29 protein-coding genes are annotated in these 26157 nt (G+C 62.1%); 17 read left to right on the top strand and 12 right to left on the bottom strand.

Going from position 1 to position 26157, the window contains the following annotated elements:
* Positions 1-16: 16 nt before the first annotated feature.
* Together ACTJLB_RS19180 and ACTJLB_RS19175 are read right to left on the bottom strand one after the other, a co-directional pair.
* Positions 17-232 carry a hypothetical protein gene (locus tag ACTJLB_RS19180; RefSeq protein ID WP_020066265.1) on the bottom strand — a complete coding sequence of 72 codons (216 nt, stop codon included), beginning with the start codon at positions 230-232 and terminating at the stop codon, positions 17-19.
* A gap of 325 nt (positions 233-557) precedes the next feature.
* Complete coding sequence (locus ACTJLB_RS19175) at positions 558-1217, bottom strand: NADPH-dependent FMN reductase (protein ID WP_440784192.1); 660 nt, start codon at positions 1215-1217, stop codon at positions 558-560.
* Positions 1218-1677: 460 nt separating this feature from the next.
* Between ACTJLB_RS19175 and ACTJLB_RS19170 the strand changes: the two genes are divergently transcribed.
* Positions 1678-2358 (top strand): J domain-containing protein, encoded by a 681-nt coding sequence (locus ACTJLB_RS19170; RefSeq protein WP_440784191.1) that lies wholly within the window; start codon positions 1678-1680, stop codon positions 2356-2358.
* A 205-nt stretch (positions 2359-2563) separates the two neighbouring features.
* The gene (locus ACTJLB_RS19165; RefSeq protein WP_440784190.1) at positions 2564-3016 is read left to right on the top strand and encodes a low molecular weight phosphatase family protein; all 453 of its coding nucleotides are present in this window, start codon (positions 2564-2566) and stop codon (positions 3014-3016) included.
* A gap of 28 nt (positions 3017-3044) precedes the next feature.
* Here the strand turns inward: ACTJLB_RS19165 and ACTJLB_RS19160 are convergent, their stop codons facing one another.
* On the bottom strand, positions 3045-3371 hold the full coding sequence (locus ACTJLB_RS19160; RefSeq protein WP_027775861.1) for an H-NS histone family protein: 327 nt from the start codon (positions 3369-3371) through the stop codon (positions 3045-3047).
* Between the two features lie 619 nt (positions 3372-3990).
* On the opposite strand from ACTJLB_RS19160, the gene ACTJLB_RS19155 reads away from it, so the two are divergent.
* Positions 3991-4299 (top strand): hypothetical protein, encoded by a 309-nt coding sequence (locus tag ACTJLB_RS19155; protein ID WP_020066260.1) that lies wholly within the window; start codon positions 3991-3993, stop codon positions 4297-4299.
* Positions 4300-4357: 58 nt separating this feature from the next.
* Here the strand turns inward: ACTJLB_RS19155 and ACTJLB_RS19150 are convergent, their stop codons facing one another.
* On the bottom strand, positions 4358-4630 hold the full coding sequence (locus tag ACTJLB_RS19150) for a hypothetical protein (protein ID WP_020066259.1): 273 nt from the start codon (positions 4628-4630) through the stop codon (positions 4358-4360).
* Between the two features lie 365 nt (positions 4631-4995).
* Here ACTJLB_RS19150 and ACTJLB_RS19145 point away from each other — a divergent pair, with 365 nt between their 5' ends.
* From ACTJLB_RS19145 to ACTJLB_RS19120, 6 genes are all read left to right on the top strand, one after another.
* On the top strand, positions 4996-6258 hold the full coding sequence (locus ACTJLB_RS19145) for an MFS transporter (protein WP_440784189.1): 1263 nt from the start codon (positions 4996-4998) through the stop codon (positions 6256-6258).
* A 170-nt stretch (positions 6259-6428) separates the two neighbouring features.
* Positions 6429-6773 carry a hypothetical protein gene (locus ACTJLB_RS19140; protein WP_020066256.1) on the top strand — a complete coding sequence of 115 codons (345 nt, stop codon included), beginning with the start codon at positions 6429-6431 and terminating at the stop codon, positions 6771-6773.
* Positions 6774-7035: 262 nt separating this feature from the next.
* Positions 7036-7788 carry an SDR family NAD(P)-dependent oxidoreductase gene (locus ACTJLB_RS19135; protein WP_088173888.1) on the top strand — a complete coding sequence of 251 codons (753 nt, stop codon included), beginning with the start codon at positions 7036-7038 and terminating at the stop codon, positions 7786-7788.
* 112 nt (positions 7789-7900) lie between these two features.
* Positions 7901-9226, top strand: coding sequence for an MFS transporter (locus ACTJLB_RS19130; RefSeq protein ID WP_440784188.1), 1326 nt, complete (start codon positions 7901-7903; stop codon positions 9224-9226).
* Between the two features lie 50 nt (positions 9227-9276).
* Complete coding sequence (gene rhmD / locus ACTJLB_RS19125; protein ID WP_440784187.1) at positions 9277-10455, top strand: L-rhamnonate dehydratase; 1179 nt, start codon at positions 9277-9279, stop codon at positions 10453-10455.
* Between the two features lie 38 nt (positions 10456-10493).
* Positions 10494-11276: an SDR family NAD(P)-dependent oxidoreductase gene (locus tag ACTJLB_RS19120; protein ID WP_087753323.1), complete on the top strand. Its 783-nt coding sequence runs from the start codon at positions 10494-10496 to the stop codon at positions 11274-11276.
* Between the two features lie 15 nt (positions 11277-11291).
* On the opposite strand, the gene ACTJLB_RS19115 is transcribed toward ACTJLB_RS19120, so the two are convergent.
* Positions 11292-12287: a LysR family transcriptional regulator gene (locus ACTJLB_RS19115; protein ID WP_440784185.1), complete on the bottom strand. Its 996-nt coding sequence runs from the start codon at positions 12285-12287 to the stop codon at positions 11292-11294.
* A 127-nt stretch (positions 12288-12414) separates the two neighbouring features.
* On the opposite strand from ACTJLB_RS19115, the gene rhaM reads away from it, so the two are divergent.
* The 6 genes from rhaM to rhaS all read left to right on the top strand — a co-directional run bounded on the left by rhaM (position 12415) and on the right by rhaS (position 18407).
* A complete protein-coding gene (rhaM, locus tag ACTJLB_RS19110) occupies positions 12415-12738 on the top strand; it encodes an L-rhamnose mutarotase (RefSeq protein WP_088174007.1) in 324 nt (107 codons plus the stop codon).
* Positions 12739-12792: 54 nt separating this feature from the next.
* The gene (locus tag ACTJLB_RS19105; protein WP_408493114.1) at positions 12793-13686 is read left to right on the top strand and encodes an amidohydrolase family protein; all 894 of its coding nucleotides are present in this window, start codon (positions 12793-12795) and stop codon (positions 13684-13686) included.
* 61 nt (positions 13687-13747) lie between these two features.
* Positions 13748-15277: a sugar ABC transporter ATP-binding protein gene (locus tag ACTJLB_RS19100; RefSeq protein ID WP_408167032.1), complete on the top strand. Its 1530-nt coding sequence runs from the start codon at positions 13748-13750 to the stop codon at positions 15275-15277.
* A complete protein-coding gene (locus tag ACTJLB_RS19095) occupies positions 15274-16335 on the top strand; it encodes an ABC transporter permease (RefSeq protein ID WP_131318747.1) in 1062 nt (353 codons plus the stop codon). Before ACTJLB_RS19100 ends, ACTJLB_RS19095 begins: the two co-directional genes overlap by 4 nt.
* Positions 16328-17344 (top strand): ABC transporter permease, encoded by a 1017-nt coding sequence (locus ACTJLB_RS19090; protein ID WP_088173882.1) that lies wholly within the window; start codon positions 16328-16330, stop codon positions 17342-17344. The genes ACTJLB_RS19095 and ACTJLB_RS19090 overlap by 8 nt, the downstream gene beginning before the upstream one ends.
* 55 nt (positions 17345-17399) lie before the next feature.
* Positions 17400-18407, top strand: coding sequence for a rhamnose ABC transporter substrate-binding protein (gene rhaS, locus ACTJLB_RS19085; protein ID WP_440784184.1), 1008 nt, complete (start codon positions 17400-17402; stop codon positions 18405-18407).
* Between the two features lie 153 nt (positions 18408-18560).
* On the opposite strand, the gene ACTJLB_RS19080 is transcribed toward rhaS, so the two are convergent.
* The 5 genes from ACTJLB_RS19080 to ACTJLB_RS19060 all read right to left on the bottom strand — a co-directional run bounded on the left by ACTJLB_RS19080 (position 18561) and on the right by ACTJLB_RS19060 (position 22145).
* The gene (locus tag ACTJLB_RS19080) at positions 18561-19709 is read right to left on the bottom strand and encodes a CmpA/NrtA family ABC transporter substrate-binding protein (protein ID WP_440784183.1); all 1149 of its coding nucleotides are present in this window, start codon (positions 19707-19709) and stop codon (positions 18561-18563) included.
* Positions 19710-19718: 9 nt separating this feature from the next.
* Positions 19719-20294 (bottom strand): ANTAR domain-containing response regulator, encoded by a 576-nt coding sequence (locus tag ACTJLB_RS19075; protein ID WP_020066242.1) that lies wholly within the window; start codon positions 20292-20294, stop codon positions 19719-19721.
* A 379-nt stretch (positions 20295-20673) separates the two neighbouring features.
* A complete protein-coding gene (gene infA, locus ACTJLB_RS19070; protein WP_013343004.1) occupies positions 20674-20949 on the bottom strand; it encodes a translation initiation factor IF-1 in 276 nt (91 codons plus the stop codon).
* 163 nt (positions 20950-21112) lie between these two features.
* Positions 21113-21394 (bottom strand): hypothetical protein, encoded by a 282-nt coding sequence (locus ACTJLB_RS19065; protein WP_027775843.1) that lies wholly within the window; start codon positions 21392-21394, stop codon positions 21113-21115.
* 532 nt (positions 21395-21926) lie between these two features.
* Entirely contained in the window at positions 21927-22145 is a 219-nt protein-coding gene (locus tag ACTJLB_RS19060) for a hypothetical protein (RefSeq protein ID WP_020066239.1), read from the bottom strand.
* A gap of 197 nt (positions 22146-22342) precedes the next feature.
* On the opposite strand from ACTJLB_RS19060, the gene ACTJLB_RS19055 reads away from it, so the two are divergent.
* On the top strand, positions 22343-22987 hold the full coding sequence (locus ACTJLB_RS19055; RefSeq protein ID WP_440784182.1) for a helix-turn-helix transcriptional regulator: 645 nt from the start codon (positions 22343-22345) through the stop codon (positions 22985-22987).
* Between the two features lie 29 nt (positions 22988-23016).
* Entirely contained in the window at positions 23017-23220 is a 204-nt protein-coding gene (locus ACTJLB_RS19050; RefSeq protein ID WP_440784181.1) for a DUF1653 domain-containing protein, read from the top strand.
* 49 nt (positions 23221-23269) lie between these two features.
* On the opposite strand, the gene ACTJLB_RS19045 is transcribed toward ACTJLB_RS19050, so the two are convergent.
* Together ACTJLB_RS19045 and ACTJLB_RS19040 are read right to left on the bottom strand one after the other, a co-directional pair.
* The gene (locus ACTJLB_RS19045; protein WP_088173879.1) at positions 23270-23581 is read right to left on the bottom strand and encodes a 2Fe-2S iron-sulfur cluster-binding protein; all 312 of its coding nucleotides are present in this window, start codon (positions 23579-23581) and stop codon (positions 23270-23272) included.
* Between the two features lie 230 nt (positions 23582-23811).
* Complete coding sequence (locus ACTJLB_RS19040; protein ID WP_440784179.1) at positions 23812-25788, bottom strand: sigma-54-dependent Fis family transcriptional regulator; 1977 nt, start codon at positions 25786-25788, stop codon at positions 23812-23814.
* Positions 25789-26157 lie beyond the last annotated feature (369 nt).

The following is a 26157-nucleotide window of genomic DNA, read 5'->3' as shown; positions in this document are numbered from 1 at the left end:
GCGGGTCACTGCGGGGTCACTGCTGATTATCGACCCACATGCGTCCCCAGCGAAACGCGTAGTCGAGCGCATGTTCTTCGTCGAAGAAATAATCGAGCGCGTCGAAACAATATGCCTGGCTGCGGCTCGCGCTGGCTTTTTCGATGGTCAGGTTGGCGGCGAACAGCCCATTGGGCAAACGTTGCGCGGCCGGTGCAACTTCGTAGCCCTTGTAGCGAATATGTGAATTCATAGTTGTGGCAGTGAAGATGCCCGCTTATGTTGCAAGGAGCCGGTGCATATGACGCCACGCGTTTGCGTGGGCATCAGGCGGCGGATGAGTCGGCGGGCAGGCTCAAGCGTAGGCCGCACTGAAGGGCCCGTGAACCAATCTTTCTTCGCAAGCAAATTAGCGGAGGTCCGGAACGCTTGTCAGAAGACCGGGTAACGGCATGTTTGCCGGGTTCGGACACACTATCCCGCGCGCAACGTTATTAGTCTGTTATGTGGCGCACGGTTCGTACAAGCGCGAGTACCCCGGTCCGCGAATGCGGCCGGGGGCGTCGTAGGCGAGGGGATTAAACCGCGTGCAGCAGACGTGCGGGTTGCGCGTGCTGCTGTGAGGTGCCCGATGCATTCGGGCTTGCCACGCGATGCGCGTTGAAGGCCAGCGCGAATTGCGCGGCTTGCTGGCCGACAGTAGCGAGTTGATCGACCACCTTTGGGTCGGAACAGGTGTCGACACTATCGAAACGCGTTTCGAGCGTGTTGATGCCGGCCCCGAATGGCGTCGGCCAGCCGCGCAACGCGTGCACGATCGAGCGCAGAGACGTCAGCACAGAACCCGCGGCTTGCCAGCCATAGGCGGTCACGATGCAGCCGACCGCGCGGCCGTCCAGATACGGACGCTCGTCGGCGCGTAGTTCCTCCAGCGTGTCGAGCGCGTTCTTGACGAGTCCGGAGACGCCGCCGTGATAGCCCGGCGTCGCGATGATCAGGGCGTCGGCGTGGCGCACGGCTTCGATCAGTTCGAGTTGTTCGTCGGTGCGTTCGCTGTGTTCCGGCGCGTAATGCGGCAGGCTATGCAGGAACGTGCCGCCGAACAGCCGGGTGGTGGCACCCGCCGCCTGGGCGCCGCGCAGCGCAAAGCCGAGCGCTCGCTCGGTCGACGAGGCCGCCCGCGTCGTGCCGCCAATGCCGACAACGAGCGGCCGGCGGTTATGGTCGAAACTGGTCAACGAAATGCTCCTTCTGTAGCGGATCACGGCGCTTTTGCGCGAGTCCGCGCTGAGGCGGGCCCGGCTAAACCGGACTTTGAAGCACCATCTTAATGAGCGCGAGGCCCCGCACGAAGCGACTTTTTGTTCTAACCATATAACCGCGAGCCGTGGGTGTGCGCTTGGGTGGCTCCGCCCGTGTCGATTTGCGCCGATCGCATCTGATTGTCCGCACTTCACCGGCCCCGATAAGCATATGGCGAACAATTGGTTGGGGGCGCAAGTGGTGGCCGCCGCTATGATCGAAGCGTCTCCTCCATGACACTCCTTGACATGGGACTCGGCCTCGCTACGTTAGTGGCGGGGCTTTTTTTTGTCCGCCGGTTCGCACGACGTGCAGACGCCGCGCGTTCACGGTCCAGCCGTTTACCGCGTGCTACGATGGTCCGCGACACGATACCCGGCGAGTTCGAGCAGGCAAATGGCAACCCTCTATGACACCCTCGGCGTGCCCATGCACGCCACCGGCGAAGAAATCAAACGCGCGTACCGCAAGGCCGCGATGAAGTGGCATCCCGACCGCAACGTGGGCTCCGAGGAAGTTGCGCGCGCCACCTTCCAGGAGATTCGCGACGCCTACGCGATTCTGTCCGACGCGCAGCAACGCAAGGTGTACGACGCGGTCTACGCCGAGCAGATGGGGGAATGGGAGCGGCAGCGCTCGCGCCATCAACAGGCACAGGCGGAGCGCGAGGCAGCGGCACGCGCGGCAGAAGAGGCGGCTTACGCCAGAATGGTCGCACTTGCAATGCGTTTCGCCGACGAAGGCCATAACCGCGATGTCGTGTTCGGCGTACTGCTCGGGCGGGAATGCGATCCCGCGCGCGCCGCGCAGATCGCGGATAGCGTGGCGGCGTTGCAGGCTTCGCGGCGCGAGACAACGGTGAACGCAACTGCTACTGAGGCCGCGTCCGGCGAAGCGAGCGCCGACAGGTCATTTGAACCGGCAACGGCGGGCGCTCATAGCGGAGAGACTGCCGATCGCGACGCGCATGCCGCTCGCGCAGCCCACGGCAAACGCGAGGAAGCGGCAGGGGAGACACACCCGGCCGGAGGCCTGGGCGGGCTGTGGTTTCAGTTCCTCAATGGGCTGAAGTTCTGATTATCTGGCCTCGCTCGCCCTCTTCAGGGCGTTTCCAGGGGCAAATTCCCGTAGCGCGCGGATTAAAGACATCGTACTGTCACGGGGGCGCAAGACTCAGCGGGCACAATCGCACATAGAAGATACAAAAACAGAGTACGGGGTAAGCGTGACCAGGAAATATAAAGTGCTGTTTCTCTGTCGTGAGAATTCAGCACGCAGCATCATGGCGGAAGCTTTGCTTCGGGAACTGGCTGGGCACCGGTTCGAGGCATTCAGCGCAGGGCCCGAGCCGGCCTTGCGGGTTCATCCATTGACGGTCGCGCAATTGCGGCCCGGCGTGTCGGACCTCGGCGTGCTATGCCCGAAAAGCTGGCTTGAATTCACAGGCGAATGGGCGCCCCGCATGGACCTCGTGGTCGCGCTCGACGCGAGCGTTGCGGTTCCGCATGCGCCCGCCTTTCCGGGAGACCCCGAACTCGCTGCCTGGCATTTTGCCAATCCGCTCGCCGACGGTATATCCGAGTCAGAGCGCGTTCGCCTGTTTCAAAAGGTGTTCTGGCAAATCGTGCGTCAGTTAAGCGCCTTTATTGAAGCGCCGCAAGATGCGCTGCTGTCGCGAGCGATGTCGGCCCGCGGTGCACGCACTCGTGCTCCTGCCAGTTTGCCCAACCTGTAACGTGTAGCGATAGCGCGGCGCCGGCCACTCAGTGCTCGTTCGAGCGCGCGAGCGGACTGCCTGCAAATGGATCGTTCTTCCAGTCGACGCGCTTTTTCGGCTGCGGCGCGGGTGCGGGCGGAGCCGATAATTCAAAATGGTCGATTGATTGGCCTGCGCTGATTGCCTGCTTGAGCCATTGGGGCATTTCCCCCTGGCCGTCCCAGCTGTCTCCTGTCGCGCTGCGGTAGCGTGCGTTCTTTTGCGCGGCAGGTTCGGATGCTAGCAGGGCGGCAAGGTCTTCCGGTTTGATGCCAAACTCTTCCATGCGATGGCGGAGATACGCAATCATGCTATCTCGCTTCCTTTCGTCCATAAGATATTAGTCCTTCTAAAGCGTCCAGCGTTCTGTCAAATGCAGATTGCGAGGAAAACCCGCGAGAGCTTCGAGTCCAATTAAATGGCGCCGGTCCGCGGTGAGGTTATTGATCGAAATTGGAAACAACGATGATGACGATGCACTGATTTGGGCGGCTGGTCTCGCGTCCACGCACTGTCTTACGACGGCGTTCCGCGCGCGGCCCTTTCTTGTGGTTATGACAGCATCATAACGCACTGCGCGCGCAATGCACGCACCGTTTTAACTGATTTTGTCGCATTTGAACGCTCATGCGAAGGTTGTTCGCTCCGCCCCCAGTATTGTTCACCGTTTCCGTGCGCCAATTTGAATTCCGTGGCGGCCGAACTATAAAAGAATAGCGGAGAGAACAATCCGTGTTTTCCAGCCTGAGGCGCCTGATCCCGCATCGTACTAGCGTATCCGGCGCCGGCCAGGGCGCGGGCGACTCGTTGCTGGTTGCATTCGACGGGTCGACGCAGCGGGCCCGCGTCGCTATTGGCACTTGCGTCGGCCTCCATCGGCCAGAAAGTTTTTTACGCAGATCGATTATTGGGGAGGGGCGATACTGCTGCGCCGGATTCAAGGAGTCTGGACCATGAAACTTCGTTTATTGATGGCGGTGGTGACCGCCATTCTTTTCCTCGCGCCGCGAGCCGCAAACGCCGACGACGCGCCAACTCAGCCGGGCGCCGGCACAACTTCCGGCCACAGGCTGATGCAGCACGCGAACGAATCGGCACAGGCAACGACCGACATGTCGTTGATAGAACCCGCGGGAACGGCTTCTCAGTCCGTTCAGAATGTCTCTTATGGCGGGACGGCGGCAGGGCGCTCAGAATCGGGAACCCGGCAAAATATGCCCTGTTCGGGCGGCCCGCAATGCAGGATTTACTTCGGGCGGTAAGCCGCGCAATACGTCGAGGTGGCACGCTCCCAGCGGGCGCACCGCCTCGCGTTTCCGTTCATGCCAGCGCGGGTTGCGCGGTTGTGTCTTCGGAGCTTTCGACGATGCGGCTCACCATCGCCTCGACTCCCGGTCCTTGCATCGCGGCCCGCTCGCCGAAGCGGCGGAATTCGTCGAGCAGCGAACGCCACGACGCATGCCAGCGCGTTTCCTTGATACATGTACCCGACGGATCGGCGATCCGCAATATGCCGCTGTCGGGATAAAAGGTCAGGGTGACCGGCATGCCGTCGATGACGCAGGTCGCGGTGCAGGGGCGGGTGCTAACCATGTTCAAATTCCTTTGAGTGAGCGATGAGTGCGCTAGATGCTGTCCGCGCATTCAGCAAGCGTCATGCCCAACGCTGCCGTGCGTCGCCGTCGCAGGAAAGGTGAGCGCACAACGACGCTCGATTCGCTCGAATAACCCCACCCGCAACTGCAATTTTTCGCAGGGCTCAGCGAGCGATTTAATACGATGTTAAGGTGTGTTCCGTCCAGCATGCACCCACCACTTCGTCGATCGAAATTCAGAGCAGGCCAATATGGCCTGCTTTTTTACTCGTGCCGTACAGCCTGCGAGTCGATCTTCGAAGGTGATTAGCAATGTGCAGTCGCTCTAATCCCATTCGTTGTTAATAACTCGCAAACAATACTATGTTAAGAGAAGATAATCTGCCGGCGAGCGCCGTCGCGCCCGGCGATGCGCCATCGTCGTCGCTACGTTCGTGGCTCGCAGTCGTGGCCGTTGCGATCGGCGCCTTCGCGTTCGTCACCACAGAGTTTTTGCCGGTCGGCCTGCTGCCGCGCATCGCCGCGGATCTCGGCGTGTCTGCCGGTACGGCCGGTTTAATGGTCACTGTGCCCGGCGTTATCGCCGCGATCTCGGCGCCCGGCTTGATGCTGGTCGCCGGTCGAATGGATCGGCGGCTAGTGTTTCTGTTACTCACGGCCCTATTGCTTGCGTCGAATCTGATTTCCGCGTTTGCGCCGAACTTCGGTTTGATGCTGGTGGGCCGCGCATTACTCGGCGCCGCGCTGGGCGGTTTCTGGACACTTGCGACTGCGGCGTCCGGGCGCCTCGTGCAACCGAAAGACTCGGCCCGCGCAATGGCCACCATTCTCACCGGCGTGACCTGTGCGACGGTGATCGGCGTGCCGCTCGGAACCTTCATTGCGAGTTTCGCGTCGTGGCGCGCGTCGTTTATGGCAACTGGCGGTCTCGTCGCGGCTGCGCTCATCGCGCAGTTCCTGTTCGTGCCGTCGTTGCCGTCGAGCGTCGCATTGCGGCTAAACGATCTGGTTTCGCTGCTGCGCAGGCCCTATCCGCGCCGGAGCATGTTGATGGTCGGGCTTGTGTTCGGCGCGCATTTCTCGTCGTACACGTACATCACGCCGTTCCTGCTGCGCAATGCAAATCTCTCGATGGCGACTGTCACCTGGTTGTTGCTTGGCTTCGGCATCATCGGGTTCTCCTCGAACTTTGCGGTTTCGTCGACGGTCACGCGCAGCCTGAAAATCTCGCTCGGCGCAATGATCTCGCTGCTGATGTTCGCGCTCATTCTGCTGCCCATGTTGCAGCATTCGTCGATCGGCGTCGTCGCGCTCGTGCTCGCGTGGGGCGTTTCTTTTGGCGCGTTGCCGCTGTGCTTCAGCATCTGGATTCAGCAGGCAACGCCAGATTCACCGGAAGCGGGCTCTGCGCTCTTTGTGAGCATCATTCAGGTGGCGATCGCGGTGGGCTCGCTAGTCGGCGGTATCGTAGTCGATCAGGTCGGCATTTCCACCGACTTCCTGTTCGGTAGCGGCCTCGCGTTGCTCGGCCTGGCGGCGCTCGTCAGCTTCGGCCGAAGCGGCGCGGGCAAACTCGCGCCGAAAGCGGTAGCTTGCGCCGAGTGCAGTGCGGCGTGTGGAGACTAGTCACGCAACCAGGCCTGCGGGCGTCGATGCGGTATTGATTTTCAAGCGCGCGCCCGCAATTTCGTTTGCTGACTATCTATACATTTGACACGCCCGGCGAGTGCTGATGAACGAAGCACAAGCCGTAAGCCAGGCGAAAGCCGGACGCCACCCACGCAAAAGACAAGCGGATGAAACACACGGAATCGACACGACCCTCTGCCACGCGCGCGGAACTGCTGTGCTTCCTCGTAGCGATCGCAGCGGCCTCCTATGCACTCAGTGCGGACTGGCGTGTGGATCACGTCGTCCAATGCTGCCGCCAGTGGCTCGCGAAAAACAACATGAGCATGGACTGGCTCGAACGCGTGAACATCGGGCAACTCGCTTTGAAGATCGCGAGCCGGGATCTGAAGGACGCGGGCGTTGCCGTGCGACTGTCGAATGTACAGGCGCTCTTCACCAGCGAAATGGAGCTGAACGAAGCAAGCACGATGGTTCAGCGAATGATGGCGCTTTGCCAGGAAGCGCTTTGACTTGGCCTTATTGATGCACGGTCGCGACGGTGCTCGCGGCCAGACCTCGCAGTTGCCGTAACCTTTCCCCCAGTCCTTTCCCAAAGTCCTGTCGCATTGGCACCTTGCGCGCCGCCACGCCCCGATCCGCTTTTGTTATCGACCTTTCCAATTCTCGGATTGTTGAGGCATCGCGTCGCTCGTATATTGGCGTGAAGCGCAACACGGACGCTAACGGCTACAACAACTTGGGCGCACGTGAACCGTGCGACAGGAGACACAAATGAATCGAATCGATCTGGACGGACGCGTTGTCGCCATTACCGGTGGCGCTCGCGGCATCGGCTACGCGGTGGCGCAACGGGCGCTGCAATCGGGCGCGTCGGTCGCCCTATGGGACGTCGACGCCGAACGCCTCGCGCGCAGTCAGCGCGAACTCAGCGAACTCGGCAAGGTGACGGCAGTGACCGTCGAGCTCACACAGGAATCGGCTGTGGCGCAAGCTGTCGAACGGACCGTCGCCGATCACGGCGCGATCGACGTACTCGTCAACTGCGCGGGCATTACTGGCGGCAACGGCACTACGTGGGAACTGGAGCCGGACGTCTGGCGCCGCGTGATCGACGTGAACCTGATCGGCCCGTACCTCACGTGCCGCGCGGTCGTTCCGCAGATGCTGAAGCAGGGCTATGGACGCATCGTTAACATCGCGTCGGTGGCGGGCAAAGAGGGCAACCCGAACGCCTCGCATTACAGCGCGTCGAAGGCGGGGCTGATCGGCCTCACGAAGTCGCTCGGCAAAGAACTTGCGACGAAGAACATTCTCGTCAACGCGGTCACGCCCGCTGCGGCCAAGACCGAGATTTTCGATTCGATGTCGCAGCAGCACATCGACTACATGCTCTCGAAGATTCCGATGAACCGTTTTCTGTTGCCCGAGGAAGCGGCGTCGCTCATTCTTTGGCTCGCATCCGAAGACTGCGCGTTCAGCACCGGTTCGGTATTCGACCTTTCGGGCGGACGCGCCACTTACTGATCATTCGCGCGGGCGTCGCGCGGATATACGGCGCCCCGGAAATACGAGCCGCAAGCAGCACGATATACAAGAACCGCGCAGCCGCCAACGCGAGTTGCGCGAAGGAGACGACATGGACCCGCATGCGAGCGCTTCACTGGAGGCGATCAACAGCAAGGTAATGCGCCGGCTGTTGCCGTTCCTGCTGCTGATGTACGTGCTGGCGTTTCTCGACCGCGCGAACATCGGCTTCGCGCAAAAAGCGCTGCAACACGACACGGGGCTCTCGAACGCGGCGTTCGCATTCGGCGCGGGCGTGTTCTTTGTTGGCTATGCATTGTTCGAAGTGCCAAGTAATCTGCTGCTGCATCGTGTCGGCGCGCGTGCGTGGATGTGCCGCATCATGGTGACATGGGGACTCGTGTCGGCAGCAATGTGTCTCGCTCATACCGCCACCACGTTCTACGCGCTGCGCTTCTTGCTGGGCGTTGCCGAAGCAGGTTTTTTCCCCGGCGTGATCTATTACCTGACGCACTGGTTTCCGCAGCGCGCGCGTGCCCGGGCCGTCGGCATGTTTTATTTCGGCGCACCGTTGGCGTTCATTTTCGGCAGTCCATTGTCGGGCTTGCTGCTCGAACTGAATGGCTCGCTGGGTCTCGCGGGCTGGCAGTGGCTTTTTCTCGTCGAAGGCATTCTGGCGACGCTCGTCGGCGTCTGGGCGTTCTGGTATCTCGACAATCGTCCGGAAAACGCCCGCTGGCTTAACGAGCAGGAGCGCACAAGCCTGCGCTCGGCCCTCGACGAAGACGCGCGTGCGGCGTCCGCGCATGGGCCGCATCGCCTTCTCGCCGCGCTAGTGGATCGTCGCGTGCTGCTGCTCTCGCTGATCTATCTGCTGATTCAAATGAGCGTGTACGGCGTGATCTTTTATCTGCCGCAACAAGTCGCAGCTCTGCTCGGCACGACGGTGGGATTTCATGTCGGCCTCGTCGCGGCATTGCCCTGGCTGTGCGCGCTCGTGGTGACCTGGTATGTGCCGCGCCGCGCGGATCGCACGGGCGGACACCGTCTGTGGGCGTCGGCATTGCTTGTCGTCGCGGGCCTTGGCATCGGCGTGTCGGGTCTCGCTCATGACCCCGCGATCGGGCTTGTTGCGTTGTGTTGCGCGGCGAGCGGCTTCATCGCGGCTCAACCGCTTTTCTGGACCTTCCCGACACGCCTGCTAACCGGTGCGGCCGCCGCGGGCGGCATCGCGCTGATCAACTCGCTCGGCAGCCTCGGCGGCTTTATTGCGCCCAGCTTGCGCACCGCTGCGGAACACGCGTTTTCCTCGACATCTGCGGGACTGGTCGTGCTGGGCGCGTCGAGTCTCATCGCCGCGCTGCTGATCGGCACGCTGCTGCGTGGTCACGCACAGGCACCCGGCAAAACCCACGACTTGCTGCACCGCGCCCGCTAAGGGCACATTTCCGGCGACACGTTCGACGCCTATCACGGAGCCCCTCTCTCATGGCCATGCCTACTATCCGGCACGTGCGTGCCTTCATCGTCCGCGGCGGCGGCGCGGACTACCACGATCAGCCCGGCGGACACTGGATCGACGATCACATCTCGACGCCGATGGCGCGCTATCCCGAGTATCGTCAGAGCCGCCAGTCGTTCGGCATCAATGTGCTGGGCACGCTGGTGGTCGAGATAGAAGCAAGCGACGGCACGGTCGGCTTCGCGGTGACGACGGGCGGCGAAATCGGCGCGTTCATCGTCGAGAAACACCTCGCGCGTTTTCTTGAAGGTCAGCTCGTGACCGACATCGAGAAGATGTGGGATCAAATGTACTACGCGACGCTTTACTACGGGCGCAAAGGCGTGGTTCTCAATACGATCTCCGGCGTCGATCTCGCCTTGTGGGATCTGCTCGCAAAGGTGCGCGAGGAGCCTGTGTATCAGCTATTGGGCGGTCCCGTGCGCGACGAACTCATGTTCTATGCGACCGGCGCACGTCCCGACCTGGCGAAGGAGATGGGTTTCATCGGCGGAAAACTGCCGTTGCAGCATAGCCCGGCAGAAGGGGAAGCCGGGCTCAAACTCAACCTCGAAAAGCTCGCGGACATGCGCAGCCGCGTGGGCGACGACTTCTGGCTGATGTACGACTGCTGGATGAGTCTCGACGTGCCGTACGCAACGCGCCTCGCGCACGCCGCGCACGAGTACGGGCTCAAATGGATCGAAGAGTGCCTGTCGCCCGACGACTACTGGGGTTACGCCGAACTGCGCCGCAACGTGCCGCGCGGCATGATGGTGTCCACGGGCGAACACGAGGCGACGCGCTGGGGCTTTCGCATGCTGCTTGAAATGCAATGCTGCGATCTGATCCAGCCGGACGTGGGCTGGTGCGGCGGCATCACCGAACTGATCAAGATATCGGCACTTGCGGATGCTCATAACGTGATGGTGGTGCCGCATGGTTCGTCCGTGTATAGCTACCATTTTGTCGTCACGCGTCATAACTCGCCTTTCTCCGAGTTCCTGATGATGGCGCCCAAGGCCGACGAAGTGGTGCCCATGTTCACGCCGCTTCTGCTCGACGAACCGGTGCCCGTCAATGGACGAATGAAGGTGCCGGACACACCGGGCTTCGGCGTGAGGCTCAATCCGGAATGTGCGCTGGTGCGGCCTTATCCGCGTTGATGGGCCGCAGTCAGGATCACCCAGCAAAGGAGAGTGACGTGCTTCTCAAGGATAAGGTCGTGATCGTCACAGGCGGCTCACGCGGCATTGGCCGCGCGATAGCCGTTGCGTGCGCAACGGAAGGCGCGGATGTGGCGATCAACTACTGGGGCGATAACGACGCGTCGTACGGACGCCGTTCCGCGGTCGCCGAAGTGGTCGAGCAGATCGAAGCGCTCGGACGGCGCGTGATCGCAGTGGAAGGCAACGTTGCCGCGCGCGAAACGGGTCAGCTACTCGTGCGCCAGACCGTCGAAGCGTTCGGCAAGGTCGACGTGCTCGCGAGCAACGCGGGCATTTGTCCGTTCCATGCGTTTCTCGACATGCCGGCGGAGGTGCTGGAGTCTACGGTCGCGGTCAATCTGAACGGCGCGTTCTACGTCACGCAGGCGGCCGCGCAGCAGATGAAAGCGCAAGGCACCGGCGGGGCGATTGTGGCGACCAGTTCGATCAGCGCGCTAGTGGGCGGCGGCATGCAGACGCATTACACGCCGACCAAAGCAGGCGTTCATTCGCTGATGCAGTCATGCGCGGTTGCGTTAGGACCGTACGGCATCCGCTGCAATTCCGTTATGCCCGGCACGATCGCAACAGATCTGAACGCCGAAGATCTCGCCGACGAAGCGAAGAAGGCCTACTTCGAAAAGCGCATTCCGCTGGGCCGACTGGGCCGTCCCGAAGACGTGGCCGAATGCGTGGTGTTCCTCGCGTCCGACCGCGCGCGTTATGTGACGGGCGCGTCGTTACTGGTGGACGGCGGCCTGTTCGTCAATCTGCAATGACGCGCGATGCCGAAATCAACTGACCGGAGCGGACGCAGCAGCGGCTTGCACGGACGCAGCGGTATCTTCGCGTGCCAGAAGCCGCGAGAAGCCGCGCAGCAGTTCGATGAAGCGCAGCGCGGGTTCGGCGAGCGTTTCTTCCTTGCGCGTAAGAATGCCGAAGCCCGCAAGGCTCTTGCCGATCTCGAGCGGCAGCGCAACGAGCAGCTTGCCGCGCAAATGATCGCGCACTACCGACTCCGGCAGCATCGCCACGGCGTCGTAGTTTTCCAGCAGCTGCAGTGTGGCGAAGATCGACGCGCATTCGGTGAGATTGACCGGCGTGGCAAGTCCTGCACGCGCGAGTTCTTCCTCGAACAGCACGCGCGCCGGACTGCTTACCGGCTGCGCAACCCAAGGCCAGTCGATCAGTTCGCGCAATGTCATGCGCGCGCGGCTCGCAAGCGGATGCACCGAACGCACGACGAGCAGCAAGGTCTCGCGCGCGAGGGGCTCGAAACTGAAATCGTTGTGTTGCAACGGACTCGTCAGTCGTCCAAGCGCAAGGTCGACTTCGCGGCGATGCAGCAATTGCACCACCTGGTCGCTGGTCTCGCCGAGAATGCGCACGTTCAGCAACGGGCTTTCGGTTTTCAACGCGGCGACGGCCATTGCCAACAGATCGGGCGCCGCGCCCATGATCGCGCCAACGGTCAACTGTCCATGTCCGCCGCGTCGTTTGACTTCCAGGTCTTCGGCGAAACGCGTGAGTTCGGCGAGCGCACGCCGTGCGTAGGCCAGCGTGACGACGCCCAGCGGCGTGGGCGTCATGCCGCGCGCGTTGCGCTCGAACAGCAGAAAGCCGAACGCCTCTTCGATATCGCCCAACATGCGGCTGGCGCTCGGCTGTGCAACGTTCACCGCTTCGGCAGCCTGGTGGAGGTTGCGTGCGTCGTCGAGCGCGACGAGCAGTGCAAGGTGCTTGAACTTGAGCCGATTGACGAGTGCGACAGTTGCTGAGAGTTGGCTCATGGTTGCCGTGCGATTCGGTTTGTGGATCGCCCAATCCCAACTACGGATTGAGATGCTATCGACGCACGAATTATAGTCTTTGCAGGCGCTTCGCCGCGAAGGCGCCAATAACGACGAGACAGCCGCAATGGAGACAATCGCTTTCCGGATGGTGCTCAACCCCGGCATGCGCGAGGAGTACGAGCGCCGTCACGCCGAGATCTGGCCAGAACTTGTTGACGCGTTGCACAACGCGGGCGTGCGCGAGTACCGGATTTTCTTCGACCCCGGCACCGATCATCTGTTCGCCGTGCTCACGCGAACCACGCATCACACGATGGACGCGCTCCCTGAACTCGAAGTCATGCGCAAATGGTGGGATTACATGGCCGACATCATGCATACAGCGCCGGACCACACGCCGCATCAGCAACCGCTCGAACAGGTGTTTCGTCTGAGTTCGCTCGGCTGAAGTTCGAGCTGACGTTCACGCTGAATTGCACGCTTGAAACGACGGAGGCATCGCATGCAGGTTGTCGATTCGCATATTCACTTGTGGGACCTGAAGACGCATCGCTATCCGTGGCTTGAAAATCCCGGCGTGTCGTTTGTTGGCGATGCGCGCGACCTGAAGCACGACTATCTGCTCGCCGATCTGCTCGGCGAAGCCGGGGATATCGATGTGAAGAAAGTCGTGCACGTGGAAGCGAATCACGATCCCGCCGACCCCGTCGAGGAAACGCGCTGGCTGCAAGGCATTGCGGATCGTCATGAATCGCGCGGCATGCCGAACGCGATTGTCGCCGCGGTGGACCTGTCTTCAGCGGATGCGCCCGCGTTGCTCGAAGCGCATGCGTCGTTCGCCAATACGCGCGGCATCCGGCAGATTCTCAACGTGCACGAGAACACGCTGTTCGACTATGTGGGCCGCCATTTCATGCGCGAGCCGCAATGGCGTGAGAACTTTGCGTTGCTGCGCCGTTACGACATGTCGTTCGACCTGCAACTTTATCCGTCGCAAATGGAAGAGGCCGCGGCGTTGGCGCGCGCTTATGGCGACACCCGCTTCGCCGTCAACCATGCAGGCATGTTCGTCGATCGCGACAGCGTCGCCGGTTACCGCGCATGGCGCGACGGCATGCGCATGCTGGCGGATTGCGAGAACGTCTGCGTGAAGATCAGCGGACTTGCGATGTTCGATCATCAGTGGACCGTGGAAAGCCTGCGGCCCTACGTGCTCGAAACGATCGACGCGTTCGGAGTCGAGCGCGCAATGTTCGCGTCGAACTTTCCCGTCGACCGCTTGTTCGGCTCCTACGCGGGTTTGTGGCATGCGTATGCAGCGATTGTCGAAGGTGCGAGCGCTGCAGAAAAAGAGGCGCTTTTTTGCGGTAACGCCGAGCGTTTCTATCGCATCTGAAGCGGGTCGCGTGGACACAAGCAGGACGGGCACGCCATAACGTAAAAGAAGGAGACACGCAGTGCAGCAACCTATATCCGCCGTGCCGAGGCTCGAATTGCGGCACGCGAGCAAATCGTTCGGCCGGGTCCGCGCGCTATCGGACGGCGATCTCTCGTTGTGGCCGGGGGAAGTGCACGCGCTGCTCGGCGAGAACGGCGCGGGCAAGTCGACGCTCGTCAAAATCCTTGCAGGCGTGCATCAGCCGGATAGCGGCGAACTGCTGGTGGACGGCGTCGCGCGCCGCTTCGCCACGCCTGCTCAAGCGCGCGATGCCGGGCTCGCGGTGATCTATCAGGAACCTACGCTGTTCTTCGACTTGTCGATCGCGGAAAACATTTTCATGGGACGGCAACCGGTCGACCGGTTCGGGCGCATTCAATACGACGCGATGCGCCGCGAGGTAGACGGACTGCTCGCCTCGCTCGGCGTCGATCTGCGCGCGGATCAACTGGTGCGCGGCTTGTCCATTGCAGATCAGCAAGTCATCGAAATCGCAAAGGCGTTGTCGCTGAACGCCAATGTACTGATCATGGACGAACCGACGGCGGCCTTGTCGCTGACGGAAGTGGAACGTCTTTTTGCGATCGTGCGCAAGCTGCGCGAGCGCGACGTGGCGATACTCTTCATCACGCACCGTCTCGATGAAGTCTTTGCGCTGACCCAACGGGTCACCATCATGCGCGACGGCGCGAAGGTGTTCGACGGCATGACTGCCGATCTGAACACCGACGCCATCGTGTCAAAAATGGTCGGCCGCGATCTTGAGACGTTCTATCCGAAAGCGGAGCGGCCGCCTGGCGAAGTGCGCCTGTCGGTGCGAGGGCTCACGCGCGTGGGCGTTTTCAAGGACATTTCATTCGACGTGCGGGCAGGCGAAATCGTGGCGCTGGCGGGGCTGGTCGGCGCGGGTCGCAGCGAAGTCGCGCGTGCGATTTTCGGCATCGACCCGCTCGACGCCGGCCACATCCAGATAGGCGGCAAGCCACTTACGGCCGGCAGTCCCGCTGCTGCCGTGCGCGCCGGCCTCGCGCTCGTACCGGAAGACCGCCGGCAGCAAGGACTCGCGCTGGAGTTGAGCATCGCGCGCAACGCGTCGATGACAGTGCTCGGCCGTCTCGTCAGACATGGTCTCATCACGACACGCAGCGAGACGCAGCTCGCGAACCAGTGGGGCACGCGCCTACGGCTGAAAGCGGGCGATCCCAACGCGCCGGTCGGCACGCTGTCGGGCGGCAATCAGCAGAAAGTCGTGCTGGGCAAGTGGCTCGCCACGAACCCGAAAGTTCTGATCATCGACGAACCCACTCGCGGTATCGACGTCGGCGCGAAAGCGGAGGTGTATAGCGCGCTTGCCGAACTGGTGCGCGACGGCATGGCAGTGCTGATGATTTCGAGCGAATTGCCGGAAGTACTGGGCATGGCCGACCGCGTACTGGTCATGCACGAGGGGCGTATCAGTGCGGACATTGCACGTGCCGAGGCCGACGAAGAACGCATCATGGCCGCGGCGCTGGGACAACCGATTCCACCGTTAGGGAACGCGGCATGATGCGCCATTCTTCGACTCACCCCGCGCCGGTCCAGGCGCCGCCGCCTTCCAAGCGCCCGCCGGCCACAGCGGGCGGCTTCGCAGCGAACCTCGCAAAGAGCCGCGAGACGACGCTGTTCGTCGTGCTGATTCTACTGATCGTGGGCACCGCTCTCGCGAGACCGCAGTTCCTGAACCTGCAGAATCTGCGCGACGTGCTGCTCAATGTGTCGATCATTAGTCTGCTGACCGCGGGCATGACAGTGGTCATTCTGATGCGCCATATCGATCTGTCGGTGGGCTCGACGGTCGGCATCAGCGCCTATGCAGTGGGCAGCCTGTACGTCGCGTTTCCGCAGATGCCGGTGGTCGTCGCGCTCGCGGCGGGGCTCGGCATCGGTCTCGTGGCAGGCGGCATCAATGCGCTGCTCGTGGCGGTGGGGCGCGTGCCGTCGCTCGTTGCGACGCTGTCCACACTTTATATATTTCGGGGTGCAGATTATGCGTGGGTGCACGGCGGACAGATCAACGCCACCAGTCTGCCCGATACCTTTTCGCGGCTTGCGACCGGCACCTTCTTCGGCATACCGACGCTTGCGCTGATCGCGCTCGTCGTGCTGCTTGCTCTCGCTATTTACCTCAAGCAGTTTCGCGGCGGCCGTGAGCATTATGCGATCGGCTCGAATCCCGAGGCGGCGCGGCTCGCGGGCGTCAACGTCGAACGGCGGGTCATGGCGGGTTTTCTGCTGTCCGGTGCAATTGCGGGCTTCGCGGGCGCACTGTGGCTTGCGCGTTTCGGCACCGTCGACGCCAGCACCGCAAAGGGCATCGAGCTGCAGGTCGTCGCGGCTGCCGTTGTCGGCAGCGTCGCGATCACGGGCGGCGTCGGTACGATACTCGGTGCGACGCTCGGCGCGCTCGTGCTGGGCGTGATCAGCATTGCACTGGTCGTGCTGCACGTCTCTCCATTCTGGGAGCAGGCGATCGAAGGCGCGCTGATCGTCGCGGCTATTACCGCCGATACGTTGCTCGCCCGCTCCGTCGCCAAACGCATGATGAGGAAACGCGATCATGGCTAAACCCGATTCCGCGCTGCTCACGCGCAAACGCGAAACGCCGCTGCAATGGGAAGTATTGCTCGTGATCGTGCTGATTCTGTCGATCGCGCTCGGGCGAGTGCTGTCGCCGGTCTTTCTGACCGGTGCGAATCTCAGCAACGTGTTGGCGGATCTCACCGAGATCGCGTTGATGGCACTGCCGATGACGTTGATTATCGTTGCCGCTGAAATCGATCTGTCGGTGGCTTCGGTACTCGGTGCATCCAGCGCGTTAATGGGTGTGCTGTGGCACATGGGCTTGCCGATGCCTGTCGTGATCGCGCTCGTATTGGTTGCCGGCGCTTTGGCGGGCCTGCTGAACGGGCTTGTGATCGTCAAGCTGAACCTGCCATCGCTCGCGGTGACCATCGGCACGCTCGCGCTCTTTCGCGGGCTTGCCTACGTGCTTCTCGGCGACCAGGCCGTCGCCGATTTTCCCCCGGCCTATACGGCGTTCGGCATGGATACGCTCGGCGGAACTTTTATCCCGTTGCCGTTTGCGATCGTGATTGTCGGCGCAGTGCTGTTTACCGTGTTGCTGCAGTCCACAGCGTTTGGCCGCAGCTTGTACGCAATCGGCGCCAATCCGACTGCCGCCGCGTTCTCCGGCATCGAAGTCACGAAGATAAGGTTGCGTCTTTTCGTGCTGTCCGGTCTGATGAGCGCGCTTGCGGGTGTGGTCTACACGCTGCGTTTCACCAGCGCACGGGGCGACAACGGCGAGGGCTTCGAGTTGTCGGTGATCGCAGCGGTACTGTTCGGCGGCGTGAGCATTTTCGGTGGACGCGGCTCGATGATCGGCGTGCTGCTGTCGCTGCTGATTATCGGTGTGCTCAAGAACGCATTGACGCTCGACGACGTTTCGAGCGAGACGCTCACCATCGTCACCGGCGTATTGCTGCTTGCATCCGTGCTGATACCCAATCTGGTTGCGCGCTGGCGCGCGGCGCGTGACCGGCGCTTCATCGCGAGGTCCGCTTCTTCTCAATAACGTCATCATCAAACCCGGACAGTACAACGTCCAACTACACGGCAGGAGACACTTCATGTTCAAACCACTACGTCACACCGGCGCGGCGGCGCTCTGCGTTGCGTTGCTCGCGATCAGTTGCGCGGCGTCCGCCGCGGGCCTGAAAAACGGCCTGAAGATCGCATTCGTGCCGAAGCAGATCAACAACCCATACGAAGTGATTGCCGACGACGGCGGCCTCGCCGCAATCAAGGAATTCGGAGGCGTGGGCAAGGTGGTGGGGCCGTCGGATGCCGGGGCGTCGTCGCAGGTGCAGTACATCAACACGCTGATCACCCAGCGTCAGGATGCAATCGTGATTGCCGCCAACGACGCCAACGCGGTCGTGCCCTATCTGAAGAAGGCGATGTCGCAAGGCATCAAGGTCGTCACCTTCGATTCGGACACGGCACCCGAGGGTCGTCAACTGTTCGTGAATCAGGCGAACGCGGAAGGCATCGGCCGTGGTCAGATTCAACTCGTGTCGAAACTAATGGGCGGCGAGGGCGAATTCGCGGTGCTATCCGCGACGCCGAACGCGACCAATCAGAACACGTGGATCAAGTGGATGCAGGAGGAGTTGAAAAAGCCCGAGTACTCGAAGATCAAACTGGTGAAAATCGCTTACGGCAATGACGACGATCAGAAGTCGTTTGTCGAAACGCAGGGTTTGCTGCAGGCGTATCCGAACCTGAAGGCGATTGTCGCGCCCACTACGGTCGGCATTGCGGCGGCGGCGCGTTACATCTCGTCGTCGTCCAGCAAGGGCAAGGTCGCGGTAACGGGCCTCGGCACGCCGAACCAGATGCGCGCGTTCGTGAAAAACGGCACGGTCAAGGCATTCCAGTTGTGGGACCCGAACGAATTGGGCTATCTCGCCGGCTACGCGGCAGCAGCGCTTGCGTCGGGAACAATTAACGGTAAGGAGGGCGAATCGTTCGATGCGGGCAAGCTCGGCAAGCGCACCATCGGTCCGCAAGGCGAGATCATTCTCGGACCGCCGACAACGTTCGATGCGAGCAATATCGACAAGTTTGATTTCTGAGCGCGGCGTTCGGGGCGGAGAGCGAGGTGCGCAGGGAGCGGGCCGATAGACCGCTGGTGCGCCTCGCGGATTGTTTTGATGACACCGACCTGAATATCCGCTTCTATCGCCTTTACCTTGCTCCGGATCGGAGTTCGCGCCCGGTATGCAAGCTTATCGTCGAACTTCGAATGCACGCGCAAAATCAGCCGACGGCGTCGCGCTGTCCCACACCTTGCCGTCCATGAACGTTCGCGCGTTCTCTTGCGCGGGCACCGCCACCTTTACCTGCGCGGCGGCTTCGCGATAAAGCTGCGTCTGGTTGATGCTCTCCGCGATCTGCGTGTAATCGCTGCGTGCGTCGATCATGCCCCAGCGCTCGAACTGCGTCAGGAACCACGCGCCTTCGAATGCGTGCGGGTAGTTCACCTCGCCGTTGTCGAAGAAGCGCATTGGCAAACCGCGCGGCACGGAGGCAGGAATTTTGTCGCCAAAGCGCGCCGCGATCAGGGCCTCGTCGATGCCGATATAGTCCGGCCGGGCAAGCCAGCGCGCGATTTCAGAGCGATGACCGGGGCCGTCGAGCCAGCGGCACGCTTCGAGCATCGTCTGTACGAGCGCGCGCGCCGTATTCGGATACGCGCTCACAAAATCGCGCCGGCACGCGAGCACTTTCTCGGGGTGATCGGGCCACACTTCGCTCGTATACGCGACCGTTCTGCCGACGCCTTCCGCTTCGGCCATCGCGTTCCACGGCTCGCCGACACACAGGCCGTCGAGCTTGTCTTCCGCGAGCGCCGCGACCATTTGCGGCGGCGGAATCACCACGCTTTCGATGTCGCGCAACGGGTGCACATCTTGCGCAGCGAGCCAGTAATACAGCCACATCGCGTGCGTACCGGTCGGGAACGTCTGCGCGAATACCGGCTTGCGTCCGAGTGTAGCGAGCGCCTTGGGCAAGTTGCCATGTTCGGCGAGTGCATCCGCGAGACGGCTTGACAGTGTGACCGCCTGGCCGTTGCGGTTGAGTACCATCAACACGGCCATGTCGGTTTGCGGACCGCCCAGCCCGAGTTGCACTCCGTAGACGAGGCCGTAAAGCGTGTGCGCCGCGTCGAGATCGCCGGATAGCAGCTTGTCACGCACGGCTGCCCACGAAGGCTGGCGCGACAGTTCGAGCGTGAGGCCGTGCGCGTGACCGAATTCAAGCAGCTTCGCGGCGACGAGCGGCGCGGCATCGGCGAGCGCCACGAAGCCGAGCCGCAAGTGGGTCTTCTCCAACGGCGCTAAGGCTGACGATGCAAGGTGACTGGGAGTGTTCATGGACGTGCTTCACTTGAGCGATTCAGCCGACGCGACGACCGCGCGCGCGACCTCGGCGAGCTTGACGCCCTGATTCATCGCGCGTTTGCGCAGCGTGGCGTAGGCGGCGTGCTCGGTGATTTTCTGCTGATCCATCAGCAGGCGTTTGGCGCGGTCGATCAGCTTGCGCTCCGCAAGTTCGTTTTCGACTTGCGCGAGGCGTTCGCGCAACTGCGATTCCTGCGCGAACCGCGCAAGCGCGACTTCGAGAATCGGCGCAAGCCGTTCGGTTGCCAGCCCTTCGACGAGATAGGCGGTCACGCCCGCGCCGACGGCGTCGCGGATCAACTGCTGGTTGGCGTCGTGACTGAACATCAGGACCGGGCGCGGCGCGGTCGCGTTCATCACCGCGAGCTGTTCGAGCGTATCGCGCGAAGGCGAGTCCGTATCGATGATGATGACGTCCGGCCGTTCGCTCTGAACTACGCTATGCAACGCGTGCGGCGTCGCGGTGCTGGCGAGCATCTCGTAGCCGAGGCGTGCGAGCGCGTCACGCAGGTCGCCTATCGGCTTGTCGGTATCGGTGACGAGGAGAACACGCAGCATGGAGTAGTGGCAATCGACGACTGACCATCATTCAAGCAACGTCTATGCCATTACCCGCGAAGCCTTTGTACGCGCGGCGTCTCGGGGATTCAACGCAAGCTTGATGACTGAGTCATGCACCACAAATGGGCGTGCAAGAGCCATGCACCGAAGCGGCGCGAAAAGAAGCGAGCATGGGGTTCAGCCAAACGGCAGGAGCGCATCAAGCGCGATTGACATCGCAACGATCGTCGCGACGAACTGCTGAGATAAAGCGCCGCCGCTGCGCGCCGCTCAGATTCGACTGGAGCCGAACCGGAGAAGGCGCGCGAAAGGCTTCGCGAACAACGTTGCTGCAGGGCACGCCAGCTAGCCCGAACGGGGCCGCGTGCCGTTCGCCTTAACGGCGACGGAATTGCGAGTTGCTACGGGCAGCGCCGCCACCGCCTGCGCGCTCGTCTTTGTGACGGAAGTTGATCCGTCCTTTGGTCAGGTCGTAGACCGACAGTTCCAGCGTCACGCGGTCGCCCGCGAGAATACGAATATGGTTCTTGCGCATGCGTCCGGACGCGTAAGCGCCAACTACGACGCCGTTGTCGAGCGTCACGCGGTAACGACTGTCCGGAAGTACTTCGTCGACGATACCGTCAAGTTCAAGCAGTTCTTCTTTCGCCATGCATAACTCCTGGTCGATGGGATAAGGGGTGCGCGACGCCTTGCGGCGGCGCTGCATCTGATACGGTTGCCAGCGGGTTCGAGCCCGCCGCTTGCGGCACCGGCTTATGCGCCGATTTATGCGCCGATACTAGTGCCGCGCGTGTTGCCGCGGCTCGTGCCGCTCAAAGATCGGCGACCGACTGGCCGTCCACGCGGCCGTCGATCAGTTGTTCGGCGTGAGCCATGCACGCAATGCGCGCCTTGCCCGTGCCGTCGAACGGAAACAGATACTGCAGGCGGAACACCCGGCCTTCGGCCGCCGCATTGGCGCCGACACGGCAGATGCGCACCGACGCGTCGTAGCCTGCGTCCGGATTGCGGCTCGTCTGACCGTCTGTAGGACGGCGCGGATAGACGAGCGGGTGAATCTCATAACCCTTGTACGTCTTGACTGCTGAGTTCATAAGCATATAAGTATCCTGTATTACGTGGCCGGTGTGTCACGCGTGTTACGCGCGGCACGATTGGCCGGGCAGCGCAGCACCTTGAGGCGCGCCGCCATGGAAAAAGGTTGGCACAGGCCCAACGGGAAGGGCTTGAGCGCGCCGCGCAAAGTCGCGGATTCGATGGAGAAAAAACACGCTGATGTCGCGCGGACAGCGGGTGGGAAGCGGAAACCCGTTGAACAACACAGCTGCACAACTCGCGACGGCTAATGCAGGCGGCGCATTGCCGGAGTGACGGGATCGCCGGCGGGCGGCGGCCGAACAGTCGGGGGTGTTGCGGAGATGCCGCGAAAAATGCCGGGTTGAGACTGCCAGTGCTGCAAATGCGGAATACGACTATTCCAATATGATGCACTAAATAGGGCTAATTGGATAGCAAAAAGTTCCCCGCACGAACAGACCGCCCGCCCGAAGGGCTTCCGGCGGGACGCCAGAAAGCCCGAAAGAGCGGAAAAGACCGGGAAAGCCTAGGAAAGACCGGAAAAGCCAGTTAGCCGGACGTTTCGGCAATGCGCTTCTGTAATTCGCGGGATGCCGCGAGCGGAATGCGCGCGTCGTCCCACGCGGCGAGCCATTCGACTTCCTTCGACGTAAAAATCTGTCCGTGATTGCGCAGCGCGTATTGCAGCGAATCGATGATGTGGTTGCGAATGATTTCCGGCGTTCTCTTGTCGTCGAGCACGGCGCGAAATGCTTCGAGCGTTGCCATCTGCTGCTCCGTGAAGTAGATCGCCTGTTATCGCACGAAAAAATAGCGCTTGCCACGAGGACAAAATTCGCCGCGCTCCGCCGGCCATGCGGGGGTGGCTACAATGGCGAGTTGCCGGGCGGGCCGCACAACGCTGGAACTGCCCGATTTTCGATCATTCGCCTCCAACACAGCGCCCTCGAACGCTGCCATTTTCAATGCGCCAGACAACCGTGTCTCCTGTGAAAGACCTGCTGCTCGAGCGTTACGCTCCCATCGCCGACGGCATCGCTGCGCTTTTCTACCCGTGCGCGGAGGTTGTGATTCACGACTTGCGGGATCAGACCATCGCCTACCTCGTGAACAATCTGTCGAAGCTGGAAGTAGGCGGCCCCTCGGTGCTGGACGAAGTGCACTATGCGGCGCGCGGCCGCACCATCGGCCCGTACGAGAAGCTCAATTGGGACGGCCGGCGCATGCGTTGCGTGAGCAACATTCTGTTCGACGACAACGGCAAGCCCGCCGGCCTGCTGTGCATCAACTTCAATCTTGCCGTGTTCGAGGACGTGCGCTCCACGCTCGATCTGTTTATCCGCGGTGGCAATCTGACCGATGCACCTGCCGAAGACCTCTTTCGCGACGACTGGCAGGACCGGATCAACACTTACCTGCATACGTGGCTGCGCGAGCGGCAAATCGGCATCAACGCGCTCACGCGCGAGCATAAGCGTGAAATCGTCGAGGCGCTGCATGCGCAGGGCGCGTTTCGCGGACGCAGTTCGGCGAATTACGTCGCCGCCGTGCTGACGATGGGGCGCGCGACCGTCTATAAAATTCTGAAGCAGATGAAAGAGGGCGGCTGAATCTGGCGCTTTCTCACAAGGACAATTGAATGGTGCAGACCACACGTTACCGGCATTACAAAGGCGGTATTTACGAACTGATATGCGAGGCGACGCTGGAGTCGGATCCGGCTATCACGATGATCGTCTACAAGGCGGCCAACGGCACGATCTGGACGCGCCCGGCGTCGGTGTTCTTCGAGCAAGTGGAGCATGAGGGCGCGAAGGTGCCGCGCTTTGCTGCGATCGAGTGAACGCGCGCACACCGGACGCACCCGCATGGGGGAACTTTCGCCGCGCTGTTTAGCGTGATGGCGGGACTTCTGTCGCTTCCGGTACTTCAATCACTACGTCCGTTTCGGCGATCGCAACGCACGGCAAGATGTAGCCTTCCTGTTTTTCCTCACGACTAAGTCCCGGCCATTCGATCGTATAGCGCACGCGACCAGCTGTCATTTTGCACAGACATGTTCGGCAAGTACCGTTGCGGCACGAGCGGGGCAGACGCAGGTTCGCAAAGCCGGCGGCTTCGAGAATCGTCAGTGTATCGGGTGCTTCGAAGCTGCAGCCGAGCGGCTCCACGCGAACGAGAGGCGGGCGGTTTTGATCGGACATCGTGTGAATGTGTTGCTGGACGCGTCACACTTTACACGGCGGATGGAGAATGCGCGGGGCCAATAGGCGGGCGGCGCCGTGAACCGGCCGCCACGCGGTTGCCGACCGCAGTGCGAAGCTTATGAGGCGAACACTCGACGAGCAGCACTCGGCTAGCAGCATGCGGCTGGCGGCACGCGGTGACACGGTCGCAGCGAGAGCACTAAGCTACCACCCCGCACCAACAACACCTAATGAGCCGCCCCACCGCGCCGCAAATACCGGTACACCGTATTGCGCGCGAGCCCCAGTTCTCGTGCCGCGGCCGACACGTTGCCGTCGAGGCGCGCCAGCGTCTGCGCGATCAGCGCGGCTTGCCAGTCGTCCATTCGCGAAGGCTGAGGCGTGTGCGCGCTGCCTGCATCGCCCGTCGCATCATCAACGGCTTTAAGCGTTGACGGCGCGTTCTCGTCGGCCGCCGCGTCGTCGCAATCGTGCAGAAAGTCTTCCGGTAAATCGTCGAGTTCGATCTGATCCGTGCCCTCGGCCATGATGCTTGCGGTGCGCAGTACATTGGCCAGTTGCCGCAGATTGCCGGGCCAGCGGCATTGCATGAAGCGCTCGAGAACCGCCGCGGAAACGCGGCGCGGCAAGCCGTCGGCCTCGGGCTGGAGTTCGAGCATCCGCTCGACCAGCGCGGCGAGATCCGTGCGCTCGCGCAGTGCGGGCAAGGTCACTACGAGTCCATTGATCCGGTAGTACAGATCTTCGCGGAAGGTGCCTTCTGCGATCATCGCGCGCAGATTGCGGTGCGTCGCGCACACGATCCGCAGGTCCACGGGAATCGCGCGAGTACCGCCGAGCGGCAGCACCGTGCGTTCCTGCAGCACGCGCATCAGCCGCACTTGCTGGGCGAGCGGCATATCGCCGATTTCATCGAGAAACAGCGTCCCGCCGTCGGCCTGCACGATCTTGCCGACGCTGCCCCGCTTTTTAGCGCCGGTGAACGCGCCGTCCTCATAGCCGAACAACTCAGCTTCGATCAACGTATCGGGCAGCGATGCGCAATTCAACGCGACGAACGGCGCCGCGCGCCGCGGCGAATCGTGATGGATCGCGCGCGCGAGCCACTCCTTGCCGGTGCCCGTTTTGCCGAGAATCAAAATGGGAATGTCGCGACCGCGAACCTTGGCCACGCGCGCCAGAATCGCGGCCACTTTCGCGTCGCCGGTATCGAGCGTTTCAAGCGTAGCGAGCGGCGCCGGATCGGGGGTATGCGGCACACCACGCGCACTTTTCGACGCAACGCCGCGCGACCCTTCCGTCTCGCCGATTGACGGCGTCACATAACGCTGCGCGGAATATTCGCCGCGCGCGACGACCCGCACGCCGCTCGGCAAAGTGAGCACGGTGTTCTCACCGGGCGCGCGCGCGATCTGCTGCAGCACGTGGGCGAATGGGACGCCGAACAGTGCGTGGAACGGTTGTCTCTGCAAAGCGGCGAGCGGCTGGCCGAACTGGAACAGCGCGCTCCTGTTTGCCGAGAGAAACGTACCGTCCGCGCCGAACGCGGCAAGTCCTTCGAAGAGCGTACCGATGAATTCGGCGCGCGCGTGGAAGTGCACGCGAACCGCATCGGCGAATTGATTGGAGAACAGATGATTTTCGATCATCTGCGCGGACATGCGCACGAGCGCGAGCGTGTGTTTGTGAAAGCCGCGTGTGTCGCCGCTGACGTCGAGTGCGCCGATGGTGTGCCCGAACGGATCGGCAATCGGCGCGCATGAACAGGTGAGAATACGGTTAGCGTGCAGAAAGTGTTCATCTGCGTGAACGACGGTCGGCTGCGCGTCGACGAGCGCAGTGCCGATAGCATTCGTGCCGCGATCGGCCTCCGCCCACGACACACCCGGACAGAGCGCGACACGGTTCGCCTTCTCGACGAAGTCGCTGTCCCCGAGACTGTGCAGGATCACGCCGCGGCTGTCGGTCAGCAGCACCATGCTTTGCGTGTCGACGATCTGCGCGTGCAGCGTTTCCATGACCGGCAATGCGTGCGTATAAAGCGACTGATTGCGATCCACCAGTTCACGCAGTGCAAGCCGGTTCAGCGGATGAAAATCCGGCGTTTCCGATGCGCGCAGCCCGAGTTCGACCGAGCGCGCGTGAGCTTGCGCGATGACGTCGGGCCGACCCACGGTGGGCGGCGTTGCAGTGCGATGGGTCAAGGCATGTCTCCGGTAATCGGACAGGCGGGTACATTGCCCGCCTTTCGATGCCGCAGCGCAGCATGCACGCTTGCGGCCCAACACCGATAGTACAGGACGTCAACGCTTGTGCGCGGCAGGGAAAATACCGCGGCGGCACGACGCACCGTGCACAATCTGTGCGCGCGCCGCACCGCGATCAGGCAAACAAAAAGGAAAACTTGCGCCGCGCGCGAACTCGTCTAAAGTGAATCAAATCATCCTCGCGGGGCGCGAACTGCGTCCGCATGCGACAGATGACGAGCCCGCGTCGCCAGCATCAGACAAGGAGGAAGAAGCTGAAGGCGCGACCAGCTGCAACCGGCGTGCGCATTACCCATGCGAATCATG

The organism is Paraburkholderia sp. 22098, from assembly GCF_052045935.1.
GTDB lineage: Bacteria > Pseudomonadota > Gammaproteobacteria > Burkholderiales > Burkholderiaceae > Paraburkholderia > Paraburkholderia caledonica.
The sequence above is the reverse complement of the archived record's forward strand: the minus strand, read 5'-3'. Positions and strand labels throughout refer to the sequence as shown.

Coding starts and splice junctions, on each gene's coding strand:
- ACTJLB_RS19180 (WP_020066265.1), bottom strand. CDS start 232: ATGAATTCACATATTCGCTACAAGGGCTACGAAGTTGCACCGGCCGCG.
- ACTJLB_RS19170 (WP_440784191.1), top strand. CDS start 1,678: ATGGCAACCCTCTATGACACCCTCGGCGTGCCCATGCACGCCACCGGC.
- ACTJLB_RS19165 (WP_440784190.1), top strand. CDS start 2,564: ATGGCGGAAGCTTTGCTTCGGGAACTGGCTGGGCACCGGTTCGAGGCA.
- ACTJLB_RS19160 (WP_027775861.1), bottom strand. CDS start 3,371: ATGGACGAAAGGAAGCGAGATAGCATGATTGCGTATCTCCGCCATCGC.
- ACTJLB_RS19155 (WP_020066260.1), top strand. CDS start 3,991: ATGAAACTTCGTTTATTGATGGCGGTGGTGACCGCCATTCTTTTCCTC.
- ACTJLB_RS19150 (WP_020066259.1), bottom strand. CDS start 4,630: ATGGTTAGCACCCGCCCCTGCACCGCGACCTGCGTCATCGACGGCATG.
- ACTJLB_RS19145 (WP_440784189.1), top strand. CDS start 4,996: ATGTTAAGAGAAGATAATCTGCCGGCGAGCGCCGTCGCGCCCGGCGAT.
- ACTJLB_RS19140 (WP_020066256.1), top strand. CDS start 6,429: ATGAAACACACGGAATCGACACGACCCTCTGCCACGCGCGCGGAACTG.
- ACTJLB_RS19135 (WP_088173888.1), top strand. CDS start 7,036: ATGAATCGAATCGATCTGGACGGACGCGTTGTCGCCATTACCGGTGGC.
- ACTJLB_RS19130 (WP_440784188.1), top strand. CDS start 7,901: ATGGACCCGCATGCGAGCGCTTCACTGGAGGCGATCAACAGCAAGGTA.
- rhmD (WP_440784187.1), top strand. CDS start 9,277: ATGGCCATGCCTACTATCCGGCACGTGCGTGCCTTCATCGTCCGCGGC.
- ACTJLB_RS19115 (WP_440784185.1), bottom strand. CDS start 12,287: ATGAGCCAACTCTCAGCAACTGTCGCACTCGTCAATCGGCTCAAGTTC.
- rhaM (WP_088174007.1), top strand. CDS start 12,415: ATGGAGACAATCGCTTTCCGGATGGTGCTCAACCCCGGCATGCGCGAG.
- ACTJLB_RS19105 (WP_408493114.1), top strand. CDS start 12,793: ATGCAGGTTGTCGATTCGCATATTCACTTGTGGGACCTGAAGACGCAT.
- ACTJLB_RS19095 (WP_131318747.1), top strand. CDS start 15,274: ATGATGCGCCATTCTTCGACTCACCCCGCGCCGGTCCAGGCGCCGCCG.
- ACTJLB_RS19090 (WP_088173882.1), top strand. CDS start 16,328: ATGGCTAAACCCGATTCCGCGCTGCTCACGCGCAAACGCGAAACGCCG.
- rhaS (WP_440784184.1), top strand. CDS start 17,400: ATGTTCAAACCACTACGTCACACCGGCGCGGCGGCGCTCTGCGTTGCG.
- ACTJLB_RS19080 (WP_440784183.1), bottom strand. CDS start 19,709: ATGAACACTCCCAGTCACCTTGCATCGTCAGCCTTAGCGCCGTTGGAG.
- ACTJLB_RS19075 (WP_020066242.1), bottom strand. CDS start 20,294: ATGCTGCGTGTTCTCCTCGTCACCGATACCGACAAGCCGATAGGCGAC.
- infA (WP_013343004.1), bottom strand. CDS start 20,949: ATGGCGAAAGAAGAACTGCTTGAACTTGACGGTATCGTCGACGAAGTA.
- ACTJLB_RS19065 (WP_027775843.1), bottom strand. CDS start 21,394: ATGAACTCAGCAGTCAAGACGTACAAGGGTTATGAGATTCACCCGCTC.
- ACTJLB_RS19060 (WP_020066239.1), bottom strand. CDS start 22,145: ATGGCAACGCTCGAAGCATTTCGCGCCGTGCTCGACGACAAGAGAACG.
- ACTJLB_RS19055 (WP_440784182.1), top strand. CDS start 22,343: ATGCGCCAGACAACCGTGTCTCCTGTGAAAGACCTGCTGCTCGAGCGT.
- ACTJLB_RS19050 (WP_440784181.1), top strand. CDS start 23,017: ATGGTGCAGACCACACGTTACCGGCATTACAAAGGCGGTATTTACGAA.
- ACTJLB_RS19045 (WP_088173879.1), bottom strand. CDS start 23,581: ATGTCCGATCAAAACCGCCCGCCTCTCGTTCGCGTGGAGCCGCTCGGC.